At 55.4% G+C, this 12,978-nt stretch carries 12 protein-coding genes; 2 read left to right on the top strand and 10 right to left on the bottom strand.

From position 1 onward, the window contains the following. Nucleotide 1 precedes the first annotated feature (1 nt). The 4 genes from RAHAQ2_RS12650 to RAHAQ2_RS12635 all read right to left on the bottom strand — a co-directional run bounded on the left by RAHAQ2_RS12650 (nucleotide 2) and on the right by RAHAQ2_RS12635 (nucleotide 3,018). Complete coding sequence (locus RAHAQ2_RS12650; protein ID WP_015697614.1) at nucleotides 2-343, bottom strand: copper-binding protein; 342 nt, start codon at nucleotides 341-343, stop codon at nucleotides 2-4. Nucleotides 344-444: 101 nt separating this feature from the next. After that, nucleotides 445-864 carry a hypothetical protein gene (locus tag RAHAQ2_RS12645; protein ID WP_015697613.1) on the bottom strand — a complete coding sequence of 140 codons (420 nt, stop codon included), beginning with the start codon at nucleotides 862-864 and terminating at the stop codon, nucleotides 445-447. A 177-nt stretch (nucleotides 865-1,041) separates the two neighbouring features. Then, the gene (corA, locus tag RAHAQ2_RS12640; protein WP_015697612.1) at nucleotides 1,042-2,049 is read right to left on the bottom strand and encodes a magnesium/cobalt transporter CorA; all 1,008 of its coding nucleotides are present in this window, start codon (nucleotides 2,047-2,049) and stop codon (nucleotides 1,042-1,044) included. Between the two features lie 135 nt (nucleotides 2,050-2,184). After that, a complete protein-coding gene (locus RAHAQ2_RS12635; protein WP_015697611.1) occupies nucleotides 2,185-3,018 on the bottom strand; it encodes an oxidoreductase in 834 nt (277 codons plus the stop codon). Nucleotides 3,019-3,181: 163 nt separating this feature from the next. Here RAHAQ2_RS12635 and RAHAQ2_RS12630 point away from each other — a divergent pair, with 163 nt between their 5' ends. After that, on the top strand, nucleotides 3,182-4,123 hold the full coding sequence (locus RAHAQ2_RS12630) for an AraC family transcriptional regulator (RefSeq protein WP_015697610.1): 942 nt from the start codon (nucleotides 3,182-3,184) through the stop codon (nucleotides 4,121-4,123). A 35-nt stretch (nucleotides 4,124-4,158) separates the two neighbouring features. Here the strand turns inward: RAHAQ2_RS12630 and RAHAQ2_RS12625 are convergent, their stop codons facing one another. Genes RAHAQ2_RS12625 through RAHAQ2_RS12615 form a run of 3 tightly spaced genes read right to left on the bottom strand, consistent with a single transcriptional unit; the run spans nucleotide 4,159 to nucleotide 8,580 of the window. After that, nucleotides 4,159-5,841: an efflux transporter outer membrane subunit gene (locus RAHAQ2_RS12625; protein WP_015697609.1), complete on the bottom strand. Its 1,683-nt coding sequence runs from the start codon at nucleotides 5,839-5,841 to the stop codon at nucleotides 4,159-4,161. Further along, on the bottom strand, nucleotides 5,825-7,393 hold the full coding sequence (locus RAHAQ2_RS12620; RefSeq protein WP_015697608.1) for a DHA2 family efflux MFS transporter permease subunit: 1,569 nt from the start codon (nucleotides 7,391-7,393) through the stop codon (nucleotides 5,825-5,827). The genes RAHAQ2_RS12625 and RAHAQ2_RS12620 overlap by 17 nt, the downstream gene beginning before the upstream one ends. After that, nucleotides 7,390-8,580, bottom strand: a complete 1,191-nt coding sequence (locus tag RAHAQ2_RS12615) for an HlyD family secretion protein (protein WP_015697607.1) — start codon at nucleotides 8,578-8,580, stop codon at nucleotides 7,390-7,392. The genes RAHAQ2_RS12620 and RAHAQ2_RS12615 overlap by 4 nt, the downstream gene beginning before the upstream one ends. Before the next feature lie 279 nt (nucleotides 8,581-8,859). Between RAHAQ2_RS12615 and RAHAQ2_RS12610 the strand changes: the two genes are divergently transcribed. Further along, nucleotides 8,860-9,771 (top strand): cation diffusion facilitator family transporter, encoded by a 912-nt coding sequence (locus RAHAQ2_RS12610; RefSeq protein WP_015697606.1) that lies wholly within the window; start codon nucleotides 8,860-8,862, stop codon nucleotides 9,769-9,771. Here the strand turns inward: RAHAQ2_RS12610 and RAHAQ2_RS12605 are convergent. The 3 genes from RAHAQ2_RS12605 to lsrR form a co-directional block, all read right to left on the bottom strand. Further along, entirely contained in the window at nucleotides 9,751-10,083 is a 333-nt protein-coding gene (locus tag RAHAQ2_RS12605; RefSeq protein WP_015697605.1) for a hypothetical protein, read from the bottom strand. The two genes, RAHAQ2_RS12610 and RAHAQ2_RS12605, sit on opposite strands and share 21 nt — an antisense overlap. A gap of 100 nt (nucleotides 10,084-10,183) precedes the next feature. Beyond that, complete coding sequence (lsrK, locus tag RAHAQ2_RS12600; protein WP_015697604.1) at nucleotides 10,184-11,776, bottom strand: autoinducer-2 kinase; 1,593 nt, start codon at nucleotides 11,774-11,776, stop codon at nucleotides 10,184-10,186. Between the two features lie 70 nt (nucleotides 11,777-11,846). Next, a complete protein-coding gene (lsrR, locus tag RAHAQ2_RS12595) occupies nucleotides 11,847-12,821 on the bottom strand; it encodes a transcriptional regulator LsrR (protein WP_015697603.1) in 975 nt (324 codons plus the stop codon). Between the last annotated feature and the right edge of the window lie 157 nt (nucleotides 12,822-12,978).

Here is a 12,978-nt window from a genome sequence, read left to right as displayed (position 1 = left end):
GTCAGCGTTTCAGCGGCGTCAGTGTCTGCAACTGATAAGCAGACTCAGTTTTGACAAAGCTAAAGGCGACCGGTGTACCGGCGGGCAGGGAGTTGGCGGCGATCTCCGGCGGCAGACGGAAATTCATGGTCATGGCCGGCCATTTCAGCGCCGCAATGGCGTGATGGGAAATCCCGACACGGTCAGATTGCCATTGCGTGATCACGCCTTCGGATTCGTATGGCGGCACATTCTGCTGCATCGTCATATGTTCATGATCCGTATTCACCGGCATAGCATCGGCAAAAGAATAAGCTGAAATAAAGAAAAGACTTGCGGTAAATACATTTAAAATTGCACGCATGGGAAATACTCCAATACTGTCATTAGATAAAAACTGGCCATTAATCTGGCAAAACAATTTCATTTAATATTGAGTGCGGAAAACACTCAGGACAGCAGGCGCTATTCTCTGTATCTGCAGAACTGAACTTCGGCGGGGGGCGATGTGACCGGTGGCGCAATCCAGTCTGCGGTAGTGACCGCTGTGCTGGCATCGACGGTGATCATGGCTAATGCCGGAAGGACCGGCAGTGCGACCAGTGGCACCTGGCCACTGTCAGACGGGGTTCTTTCAGGGGCGCAGTGCTTCTCACACAATACCGACTGACTCTGCATATGTTCTGCAGAATCAGGTATTTGCATGGTGATATTGTGCGCCATGGCGGTGCTTCCCACCGGCGGGCGCATATCACACTGATGGCTGGCAAGTGCCAGCTGGGCATTCAGAATCAGCCAGCATAACGCGAACAGCAACACACTGACCCGCTTGCCGGGCAAGCGCAGCGAATGCATAAACTGTGAAATCGCGAAACGGACTGACATAATGAATATTATTTCCGTAAGGAAGATGCGACTGAGTATATAAGGAAATAAGGCAAAGAGGAAAGGGCAAACAGAATAAGTCAGGATTAAAATTGTCAGGATAATTAAAGAAGGCGAATAACAGCGGGTTCTGTTATTCGCATGTTAATTAACGGGTGGCTTCAGGTAATAATTAACTCACAGCCAGCCGGATTTTTTAAGTTTCCAGTATAACCATACACAACCGGCGACAGTGACGCCCAGCGTCAGCGGATATCCCCACCAGTCATCCAGCTCCGGCATGTTTTTGAAGTTCATGCCGTACAGGCTGAAAATCACCGTCGGGATCGCCAGGATCGCACCCCAGCCCGCCAGCCGCTGTACCACTTCGTTCTGATGCACCGACACCAGCGCCAGATTCACATGCATGGCGTTCGACAGCATTTCGCGCACATCGTCAGTGGTGCGGATCACCTGATTGGCGTGGTCCTGTACGTCGCGGATATAGGCGCGCAGGCTTTTGGGCATCAGTTCTTCATAATGATGGCTGAGCTGATTACAGATATCTTCCATTGGCACGGCGGCGTTGCGCAGTGACAGCAGATCGCGCCGCAGGCTATACACCTGCTGCACCGCCTGTTGATTAAAGGTGTTCCGGAACATCATTTTTTCGATGGCATCAAAGTCTTCGGTGTACTGGTGCAGAATTTCCAGGTAGTGATCAACGATGGAGTCGAGCACGCAATACAGCGCATAACCCGGCCCTTTACTCATCATTTCCGGGCGTTCTTCGGCGTGTTTACGGATCTCTTTGTAACTGGATGACGCACCATGACGCACGGTGATCAAAAAGTTTTTACCCAGAAACAGGTGAGTTTCACCGTACTCAATGGTCTCATTCACTTTCTGCGCAGTGTGCGTAACGATAAACAGCGATTCGCCGTACTGCTCGATCTTAGGCCGCTGGTGTGCCGTCAGCGCATCTTCGATCGCCAGATCATGCAGGCCAAATTCTTCCTGAATGCTGCGCATGTAGGCATCTTCCGGCTGCCATAATCCCAGCCAGACAAAGGTATCGGGTTCTTTCAGCACTTCGCTGATGTCTTCGACCGTCACGTCCTGCAATCGCTTACCGTCGCGGTAGGCCACGCTGTTGATCACTGAATCACAGCTGGGTTTTTTATCTTCGTTGGAAATGGAGTTCATTGTTTTACCCGATTGTTATTCAGACGAAAATCCTGCCCGCAGGCAGGATGATTTCAGTGTCTGAACAGAATAGCGCAGTCTGATGGAAAAGCGCTGACCGGAGATCTTAAAAGAGTGTTTCAGAAAAAAACGGCTTCAGCCGTCGGTGGAACGGCTGACATCTTCCCACGCATCTATATCGGCGTTCATTTGATGCAGCTTTTCCCGGACGAATTTAACCGCGTCACTGCCGAGTAACAATGAGGCAGGGGGTTCAGGGGCATCGAGCAGTTGCAAAATCGCCTGCGCCGCTTTTTGCGGGTCACCCGGCTGATGCCCGCTGCGCTTTTCACGCGTTTCCCGCACAGGGTTGAAACTGGCGTCGTAATCACTGATGGTGCGCGGCGAGCGCACCATCGAACGTCCTGCCCAGTCGGTACGGAAAGATCCGGGCTGAATGGCCGTGACGGCAATATTGAACGGCTTGAGTTCCTGAGTCAGCGTTTCAGAAATTCCCTGCAAGGCGAATTTACTGCCGCAGTAATAGCTGATGCCGGGCAGGGTGATAAAGCCGCCCATCGACGTGATGTTAAGAATATGTCCACTGCGGCGCTGACGAAAATAGGGCAGGAAGGCTTTGATGACCGCCACCGCGCCAAAAACATTGACGTCAAACTGATGCAGCGCCTCGCTTAACGGCGATTCTTCCATAATGCCTTCATGACCGTAACCGGCATTGTTGACCAGCACGTCAACGGCGCCGATTTCCTGTTCCACGGCGGCCACCAGCGGGGCGATAGCCCCGAAATCAGTGACATCCAGCACGCGGCCAACACTGCGGCCGGGGGCCAGTGCATCAAATTCCGCACAGGCTTGCGCATTACGCAATGTGCCGGCCACACGGTGCCCGGCCTGCAACGCTTCTTCTGCCAGCGCCCGGCCAAACCCGCTGCTGACGCCGGTGATGAATATTAATTTAGACGGACTCATACAAACTCCTCGGTAAAAAGCGGACTTGCAGAATAGGGCGTACCGCCCTGGAACCGTAGCCCCGTTCCTCTCTGATGTTTGCCTGTTCCTCTGAGGTGTCTGGACGCCGCGGGTATGCAGTGCGACACTGAATTCATTTTCCGCTGCCTATTTTCAGGTTGATATGACGTTTCCGGCTTTGACAGTGACTGAACAAATGATCGCGCTTTTGGACCAGCTTACCCCCCATGAAGGTTACAACCTCACGGCGCTGGCTGATGTGCGATTTCTACGCTCCAACCGACCGCTTTTGCGGACGCCGGTTTTGTATGAGCCGGGAATTGTGATTGTGGTGCAGGGCAGAAAACGCGGATATCTGGGCAATGATGTCTATTTGTATGACGCGCAGCATTATCTGACAGTGTCGGTACCGGTGCCTTTTACCATGGAAACCGACGCCAGCGTCAGCGAACCGATGCTGGCGATTTATATGCGGCTGGATTTCAGTCTGGCAGCAGAACTGCTGTTGCAACTGGATGCTTATAACCCGCCGCAGGTGGACGCGCCGAAAAGTATGGTGTCGAGCCTGATGGATGACGCGATGCGGGCGTCGGTGTTGCGATTTTTGCAGGTGATGGCATCTCCGCTGGATGCAGAAGTTCTGGGCAGGGCGATGATGCGTGAGCTGTATTACCGCGTGCTGACCGGTGCTCAGGGCGGTACGCTGCGCAGCGCACTGACCATGCAGGGGCAATTTGGCAAAGTGGTAAAAGCCCTGCGAAAACTGCACGCGGAATACCACTCGCATCTTGATGTGGCTGCGCTGGCAAAAGAGGCGGGAATGAGCCTGCCGACATTTCACAGTCACTTTAAAACCGTCACGGATACGTCGCCGATACAGTATCTCAAGTCCACCCGTTTGCATCAGGCCAGGTTACTGATGTTACGTAATAATCTGACCGCCTCGGCGGCCAGTGCGCAGGTGGGCTATGAAAGTGTGTCGCAGTTCAGCCGCGAATTTAAACGTTTATTCGGGCTGACGCCGCTGAATGAAGTGGCGCGCATGAGGCAGAATTTTTCATTGCCTGCCCCGGTCACGCCTTCTGATTTTATCTCTTCGCATTAACGGGTTGGAGCAAAAGCCGGTTGGCGTAAAGATAGTTACGGTGTCACGCCGGATGTGGTGGGTACTTTCACATCCGGGGTCGCCGCCGGGCCAAACACGGTGTAAGTCGGTAATTCTACGTTCTGGTATGGCTCCCAGCCGCCGCCTAACGCTTTATACAGCGAGACCAGATCGGTACTGGTTTTCACTTTCGCCTCGGCGGATTGCTGATGCGCCTGTGCAAGCTGGCGCTGGGCATCAAGCACGTTGATAAAGGTAGAAAGCCCCTGACGGTAGCTGTCGCTCGCGAGATCAAATGCAGTCTGTAGCGCCTCCGTGGTCTGCTCCAGCCCGTTGACCTGATCCTGATCCGTACGGTAACTGACCAGTGCGTTATCAACATCCTGAAGTGCGGTCAGCACGGTCTGGCGGTAATTCAGGGCGGCGTTAGCCTGTTGTGCGCGGGAGAGATGCACGCTGGAGACCAGACGTCCGCCCTGGAAAATCGGCAGGGAAATCTGCGGGCCAAATGAGTAGAAATGGCTGCTCCAGTTGTCGAGATAACGGGTGTCGGTATTACGCATACCGAACTGGCCGGTGAGCGAAATACTCGGGAACATCTGCGCGACGGAGACACCAATATTCGCGGTTGCCGCGTGAAGATCAGCCTCGGCTTTGCGCACATCCGGACGACGACGCGCCAGCTGTGAAGGCACACCGACCGGCACCGCCGCAGGCAGGGCAGGCAGCGGTTTCGGTGCGGAAAGTTCAGCATCGAGCGAGCCAGGTGTCTGGCCGAGCAATACTGCCAGCCCGTTCATCGCCTGACGTTCCTGCGCCTGATATTGCGGCAACTGGGCGCGCAGGGAACCTAACTGTGCGCGGGCATTTTCGACATCAAGCTGCGGTGACAACCCGTTTTGCTGACGGTTTTGCGTCAGATCTAAGGTTTGCTGCGCCACGTCGATTTGCGTTTCGATTGCTGCCGTCACGCTTTGTGCGCCACGCAGTTGCAGATAAGCGCGGGCAACTTCGGCTTCCAGCGACACTAATGCATCGTTGCGTTGCTCAACAGACGACTGCGTCTGGGCATTGGCGGCTTCGACCTGACGTCGCGTACCACCGAACAAATCCAGCTCCCAGCTGGCATCGAAATTGCCCTGATACAAATTCACCGGTCGCGTGGCCGCGCCGATAGCACCGGAAGCTTGCGGCCCGAGATCGTCAAGCTGCTGCGATGCGCCGCTGGATTCGAGAATGCCTTTCAGTCCGAGCTGCTGGCGTGTCATTTTCGCGCTGCCCTGAACCGACGGCAGCCAGGCGCCTTCTGCCTGTTTCACCTGTTCGCGGGCACCGGCAATACGCAGTACCGCCTGTTGCAGGGAGATATTACCGGCAATCGCCCGGGTGATCAGACTGTCGAGCTGCGGGTCGTTAAACGCTTTCCACCATAACGGGTTCGGTTCCGAAGGCAGGGCAATAGATGCGCCGTCTTTGTCTTTCGGCTGCGTCATATCGTTATACGCCGTCGGCGTCACCGGGTTGGGTTTCTGGTAGTCCGGGCCAACGGAGCACGCGGCTAATACCAGCGTTAATGTCGAGAGTGTCAGGAATCGGGTGCCTGTATATAAAACCCCCACCCGGCCTTCCCCTTCGCAGGGGGAGGAGCAGGACGGCATCACTGATGGCTGATTTCTCAGAGTAGAGCTTTTCTTGTTCAACTTAATGGGCTCCGGCATTGCCTTCGCTCTTAACCGGCGAAAGCAGGAAACAAAATGGGATCAAAATAACGGCGACGATGGCGCAATAACCGAATACGTCGATGTAGGCCAGGATGCGCGATTGCGAAATCATTTCCTGATACAGCCGCACGGTCGCCAGTTGCATCGGGTCGCCGACGACGTGGGCAAAATCCCGGATCGCCTCAGCGCTTTTGCTCACCGCCTGATTAAACTGTTCATTGAGCGGCGACATGTTGTGCGACATATGTGCGCTGTGTGCCTGCGTGCGCTCGGTGACACCGGCTGTCGCCAGCGAAATACCGATCGAGCCTGCGACGTTACGGAACATGGTAAACAGCGCGGCAGCGTCAGCATTCATCTTTTGCGGGATCGTAATGAACGCGATGGTGGTCAGTGGCACAAACAGAAAACCGAGCCCTATCGACTGCGCACTGCGATACAGCACCAGCGTTTCAAAATCCACATCAGGGGTCAGCGTCGCCGAATAGATAAATGAGGCCGCCAGCAGGAAGAAACCAAAGGCAATGATGTAACGCGTCTGCACCACGGGCATCAGCTTCAGTACCAGCGGGATCGACAGCACGATCAGCACCGCACCCGGCGACATCACCAGCCCCGAGAGTGTGGCGGTGTAACCCAGTTGCTGCTGCGCCAGTTGCGGAATAACCACTGAACTGCCGTACAGAATCATCGCCATACCGGCCATCAGCAAACCGGCGACCGCAAAGTTTTTATCCTTCAGACACCGCAGATCCACCACCGGCTTTTTGGCGTAAAGCAGCCAGTAAACCGCGCCGACAATCCCGGTGACCGCCAGTACGGCAAAGGTGACAATAAAGCCGGACTGGAACCAGTCGTCATCCTCGCCACGGTCCATCATCACCTGTAAGCAACCCAGCCCCAGCGCAATCAGCCCGATACCGATGTAATCAATGCTGAGTTTACCCGTGGCTTTACGCTCCCACGGCGGGTCTTCCAGCAACTGATAAATCGCCAGCAAGGCGATGATCCCGACCGGAATGTTAATCAGGAATACCCAGCGCCAGCTGAAGTTATCGGTGATGTAACCGCCAAGCGTCGGGCCGACGACCGGCGCGACGATAATGGCAATTGAGGAAAGGCCAAACGCCTTGCCACGGTCTTCCGGTTTAAAATAATCCAGCAATACCGATTGCTGGATCGGTTGCAAACCGCCACCGAAAAAGCCCTGCAGGATGCGGAATAAGATCATCTGCCACAGTTCAGTGGCGACCCCACACAGGAAGGAGCAGACGGTAAACATGCCGATACAGATCAGGAAGTAGGTTTTGCGGCCCATCACGCGGCTGAGAAACGCTGAAATCGGCAGCACGATACCGTTCGCCACCAGATAGGAGGTCAGCACCCAGGTGGATTCGTCATAACTGGAAGACAGCGAACCGGCGACGTGCGGCAGCGCCACGTTAACGATGGTGGTGTCCAGGATTTCCATGAACACCGCAATGGTTACGACGGCGGCAACTGCCCACGGATTGGCCTTGGGTTTCCAGTAGCTGCGATCTTCATTCATTCGACGGTCACCGTCGGTTCAACAGACAGACCCAGCGGCAGGTGGTGATTTTCATCCAGCCCGCTGTCGATGACGATTTTCACCGGCACGCGCTGAACGATTTTCACGTAATTACCGGTGGCGTTTTCGGCCGGGAAAGCCGAGAAGCGTGAGCCGGAGCCTTGCTGGATACTGTCGACGTGGCCGTGAAGTTTGATGTCCGGGAAGGCATCGACGGTGATTTCCACCTTGTTGCCCGGACGCATGCGTTCGAGTTGCGATTCTTTGTAGTTCGCGGCGATCCAGATATCTTTCGAGACCACCGAGAACAGCGAGGTACCGGCCTGAACCAGCGTGCCGAGCTGCACATTACGCTTGGTGACGTAACCGTCGAACGGTGCGCGCACCTGCGCATACGACAGATTCAGCGTCGCCGTTTCCAGCTGAGCTTTTGCCTGTTCAACCTGTTGCTGACGGGCTTCGACATTGGTTTCCGCCTGACGGATATTCAGCTGCACCTGTGCGGCAACCTGCACCTGCGCTTTGGCATTTTCCAGATCAGCCGCCGCAGAACGTACCTGCGCGTTGGACGTATCAATATTTTGTTGCGTAGTCGCGCGTGGATCGACGCCGCGCTGACGGCGGAAATCGGCGGTGGCATTCAGTAAATTGGCTTCCGCACGCGTCTGCTGGGCTTTCGCCTGAGCAAGCTGTGCCGGATATTGCACTTTCGCCAGATCATACTGTGCCTGCGCCTGATGTAACTGCGCGACGGCCAGACCGAGTTGCGCCTGTGCCTGATCGCGTTGCGCGGTGGCGTCACGCGGATCGATTTCCACCAGCAAATCGCCTTTCCTGACGAACTGGTTATCTTTCACCGCGAGATGAGTGACATAACCGGCAATTTTCGGGGCGATGGTGACAGCATCGCCTTCGGTAAAGGCGTCATCGGTGCTGACCTGATCTTTGGTCATCAGCCACCAGACCAGCGCCACGACCACCATGACGACCACGACAATCCCGAGAATGATCAGCGGTTTCTTGCCGGGGCCTTTACGCTTTTCATCGTTATCCTGATTGCCGTTATCGGTCTTTTTCTGGTCTTTAGGATCCTGTGCGTGACCTTCTCCTGTTTTTACCTGGCTGGAATCGAGTTCAGTATTTGCGTCGCCGGACGCGGAGGACTGGGTTTTGTTATCGTTTGTCATAGTGCTCTTCTGAATAGTGTTCTTCTGATTATCGGCCGCCACGTGCCGGAACAAAGAAATCTTGTTTTAAGCTAGAACGTATTGATGTAAATGCAAGTAAATCCATGTCAATTAACCTTAGGGAAGGCACAAAGATCCAAACCATAGGGAACGTCTTAAAAGTGGGAAATGGGTTATAATGCTGGGCTGGTATTTGTATTTTTCAAATAAAGTTGATTCTCTGCTTCAGGAAATTCGCGTGAAACATTCCCGACAACAACCGCTCCTGTGGGGCAAACCATGACCCGTCCCGCACCTTCTTATAAAGGGCTGACACGTATTGCCTCGCTGGTGTCACTGTGTGTGGCGCTGATCCTGGTTTGCGTCAAAGTCTGGGCGTGGGCCGCCACCGGCTCGATTGCGTTGCTGACTTCCGCAGCCGACGGTCTGGTCGATGTGCTGGCCTCGATGGTGACGCTGATCGGTGTGCGTTATGCCGGGCGTCCGGCAGACAAAGGCCACCGTTACGGGCACGGTAAAGCCGAAGCCGTAGCGGCCTTTGTGCAGGCGCTGTTACTGGGCGGGGCGGGGCTGGTGCTTGGCGGTGAATCTGTCGGCCGCATCATTAACCCGGAACCTCTGGCGCAACTCGGCCTGGGTATCTGGGTGATCATCGGCAGTTCTCTGGCCGCCACCGGCCTGGTGCTGATGCAAACCTATGTGGTGAAACGCACCGGTTCGACCGCCATTGCGGCTGACCGTGCGCATTACATCACTGACGTCGCGGTGAATATTGCCGTACTGCTGGCGCTGATTTTCGAACGTTACTTCGGCTGGACACGCTCCGACTCCATCGGCGCGCTGTTGATTTCCTTCTATATGCTCTGGAACGCGCGTGGCATGGCGGCCGATGCCTTAACCCAGTTGCTGGACAGGGAACTGAGCGCTGACGATCGTAAGCGTGTAAAAGCGGCGGTATTAAGTGTTGAAGGGGTGCGCGGTGTGCATGACATCCGCACCCGCAACGGCGGCGACCGCGTATTTGTCGAGTTCCACGTCGAGGTGGATGGCAGCCTGACGGTTGATGTCGGACATGATATTGGTGATGCCGCTGAAATGGCGGTAAGCAAACTGTTTAAATCAGCGGATGTGACGGCACATCTGGAACCGGATGGGATTGATGACGATCGGTTAGATAATATCCTGAGCTGAGTCCTGCTGCCTCCCCTGCGAAGGGGAGGTGTTTAGACCGGGGACATGGTGAACACATGTTCGGGAACATAGTGAACTCTTTTTAGCGTGTTTACCCACCTTAATCGACTTCGCTTTGAGGTCGATTACGCCGATTTTCGTTTTATACCACCACACGCTGTAAATCCCATCAACTGCCTTTTCTTCTATCTCCAGCCGTTTTTTGATAAATGCCTTCGCAACGTGATATTCCTCTCCTTTCAGTATCAGCTTTCTGCTAACATCTACCCTCATTGTCTGCATATGCTCCCCGTATTCTGCCGCTTCAGGCACCGGATTATATCCTCTTAAGTCGGTGTCACCGATTATTAGGCCAGAACAAACCGAAATTTCCCCCATTGTCAGTGAATAAAATTTCAGGTTTTCTAAAAGCCTATAACCCTGGCGCTTTCCACATCGATGTGGTCAGCTGCCTGTCCACCAGCCCGAGTTGGTCCGCATACACTTCCTGCCAGTTGGCTTTCTGTACCAGATATTTTGCATGATTCGCCACATCAGGCTGATATTCGCGCTCCCAGCGCACCAGTGATTCGCCGGTTTCGGCGAGGGACGAATACACCCCCGCCGCAACGCCGGCAGCAATCGCACAACCCAGCGCGGTGGCTTCTTTGACCACCGGCACCTTAACCGGGACACCGGTGACATCACTCAAAATCTGACACCATAATTTTCCTTTGGAACCGCCGCCGGAAAACACCAGCGATCGGGCGCGTACACCGGAAAATCGGGCGATCATATCCAGGTTACACGCCGAGACGATGGCGGCATTTTCTTCTAACGCGCGGAACAGCACCGGTTTGTTGCACTTTTCCGGATCGATCGACAGATTGATGAATGACGGCGCGGCGTGATACCAGTTCTTGAAATGCATCGCATCCGAGAACACTGGCGTGACGCCCCAGGCGCCGACAGGCACGCGGGCGGCCATGTCTTCCAGCAAGCTGTAAGCGTCTACGCCAAGACGGTGCGCCATGGTTTTCTCTTCGGTACAGAATGCGTCGCGGAACCAGCGCATGGTCAGGCCGGTGAAGAAACTGATGGATTCGGCCTGTGCCATGCCGGGAATGACGTGCGGATTGACGCGGATATTCATTTCGGGGTCGGTGACCGCTTCGGGCAGGTTGACAATTTGCTGCCAGAATGTGCCGCCAAGGACGGCGGTCTGGCCAGGATGCACCAGCCCGAGACCCAGCGTGCCGAGCTGGGCATCGCCGCCACCCATGCCGACCGGCGTACCGGCTTTCAGCCCGCAGGCGTTCGCGGCGCTGTCGGTGACATAACCCAGCCGGGTGCCGGTTTCCGCCACCGGTGAAAGCATATCGGCGCGCAGACCGGCCATATCCAGCAGCTCAGGCCGCCAGTTGCGGGTGGCTAAATCCAGCATGCCGGTGGTGCCGGCGTTGGAAGGATCCACTGCCAGTTCGCCGCTGAGCATATACGCCAGCCAGTCGCTGATCATGGTGATGGTGGCGGCCTGACGGTAAATGTCCGGGCGATGATGGGCCAGCCACAGCAGACGCGGCATAGCGCTGAGTGCCAGCGTCTGGCCGGAACATTCATAGACTTCGCGTTCAAATTCGAAATCGTGGATTTCTTTTAATTCGCTCACTTCACGGCTGGCGCGGGCATCGACGTTGGCGCAGGCCCAGATGGGCGCGCCGGATTTATCGTACAGCACGATGCCTTCGCGCATGGAGCAGGCCGCCACGGCACGGATCGCGGAAGCGGGGAGGTGCGCTTCCTGCAGCGCCTGACGGATGCACTGACACGCCAGTTGCCAGTTTTTGTGCAGATCAAACTCCATCGAACCGGGGACATCCGGCACCGCCAGATGGATCCATTCCGCCTGCCCGGCGGCTATCTGCTCACCTTCGGGATTGAAAATCACCGCCCGGATACTGCCGGTTCCGGCATCCAGCGCCATCAGATAACTACGTTCGTGCTCAGAGTTCAGGGTAGAGGTCATCGCGATGTTCTCTCGTGCCAGTTTATCGGGCACCGTTTACCTGACCGCCACGCCCCTCACTCCCTGCGGGTCAGTCGAGCAGCGCCAGCATGGCTCTTGCTGTGCTCTCTTCAGTTACCAGTGCGTTAATTCGTTTGCCTTTCAGCGCCGCGACGATGGCTTCGGCTTTCTCGATGCCACCTGCGACGCCTAACACGGTCGGAATGCTGGCCAGTTCGTCCGGCGCGACGGCAATCAGCTCATCATGGATTGCCATATTTTCTGCCAGCTCGCCGTTGCGCTGCATAAAGAAACCGAGAATGTCGCCGACCGCACCTTTGCGGCCAAACAGCAGCTGCTCACCTTCGCTGATATAACCGGACCGCAAAATGGTCGCGTCCTGTTTCTGGTTCAGCGAGCCAATGCCGACGACTGCGATATCGGCTGCGCAGGCGGCCAGCATGACATCGTGTACATTACGTTCCTGACGGAAAATGGCCGCCACGCTGGCTGATGATGCGCGCAGCGGAGCCGGAATAATGCTCACCCCGCATGCGGCGTCAAGCTGTCCGATGCCGGTCATATACGGCCCGACACCGCCGGAAAGCGTGACCATGCGGATTTGCTGCGACGAAATGAATCCGCTGAGATGTTGCAGCGTACTCATTGCCGTTTCGCCAAACCCCACCGCCAGCAGTTGCTCCGGTTTGAGTAATGTCATCAGCATATGCGCGGCACCGACACCCAGCCGGGCGCTCAGCGAGCCATCAGCAAGCTGTGGCAATACGCGGATCTGCTGCAAACCAAAACGTTCAAGCAGGGTGTTTTCCAGCGACAAACAGCCCTCAAAACGCGAGTTGATTTGTACGCGGATCACCCCGGACTGCCGGCCTTTTTCCAGCAGGCGCGACACTTTAAGCCGCGTCAGCCCAAGCCGTTCACCAATCTCATTCTGGGTCAGGCCGTCGTGGTAATAGAACCACGCGGTGCGTGCCAGCAGTTCCTCTTCACCCATGCTGAATTCCGGATGGTTAGTCAAATCGGAAAGCGTTGTCTTGTCATTCATAGTGAACACTTATCAAAATGTAGATCAATTGTTCGTTAACAAAATGTTGTTAACTGTGATGTGTTTTGCAAAATTCAAATGATTACCGCCTGAATCATAACGCAGAGTATATGAGTTGAACAAACTGTGATCAGTGCAAAAGTTTTCCCCGTCACCT

The organism is Rahnella aquatilis CIP 78.65 = ATCC 33071 (assembly GCF_000241955.1).
Lineage (GTDB): Bacteria > Pseudomonadota > Gammaproteobacteria > Enterobacterales > Enterobacteriaceae > Rahnella > Rahnella aquatilis.
The sequence above is the reverse complement of the archived record's forward strand: the minus strand, read 5'-3'. Positions and strand labels throughout refer to the sequence as shown.

What these genes read in the sequence shown, in the direction of transcription:
- RAHAQ2_RS12650 (WP_015697614.1), bottom strand. Translation starts at nt 343, where the DNA reads ATGCGTGCAATTTTAAATGTATTTACCGCAAGTCTTTTCTTTATTTCA.
- RAHAQ2_RS12645 (WP_015697613.1), bottom strand. Translation starts at nt 864, where the DNA reads ATGTCAGTCCGTTTCGCGATTTCACAGTTTATGCATTCGCTGCGCTTG.
- corA (WP_015697612.1), bottom strand. Translation starts at nt 2,049, where the DNA reads ATGAACTCCATTTCCAACGAAGATAAAAAACCCAGCTGTGATTCAGTG.
- RAHAQ2_RS12635 (WP_015697611.1), bottom strand. Translation starts at nt 3,018, where the DNA reads ATGAGTCCGTCTAAATTAATATTCATCACCGGCGTCAGCAGCGGGTTT.
- RAHAQ2_RS12630 (WP_015697610.1), top strand. Translation starts at nt 3,182, where the DNA reads ATGACGTTTCCGGCTTTGACAGTGACTGAACAAATGATCGCGCTTTTG.
- RAHAQ2_RS12625 (WP_015697609.1), bottom strand. Translation starts at nt 5,841, where the DNA reads ATGCCGGAGCCCATTAAGTTGAACAAGAAAAGCTCTACTCTGAGAAAT.
- RAHAQ2_RS12620 (WP_015697608.1), bottom strand. Translation starts at nt 7,393, where the DNA reads ATGAATGAAGATCGCAGCTACTGGAAACCCAAGGCCAATCCGTGGGCA.
- RAHAQ2_RS12615 (WP_015697607.1), bottom strand. Translation starts at nt 8,580, where the DNA reads ATGACAAACGATAACAAAACCCAGTCCTCCGCGTCCGGCGACGCAAAT.
- RAHAQ2_RS12610 (WP_015697606.1), top strand. Translation starts at nt 8,860, where the DNA reads ATGACCCGTCCCGCACCTTCTTATAAAGGGCTGACACGTATTGCCTCG.
- lsrK (WP_015697604.1), bottom strand. Translation starts at nt 11,776, where the DNA reads ATGACCTCTACCCTGAACTCTGAGCACGAACGTAGTTATCTGATGGCG.
- lsrR (WP_015697603.1), bottom strand. Translation starts at nt 12,821, where the DNA reads ATGAATGACAAGACAACGCTTTCCGATTTGACTAACCATCCGGAATTC.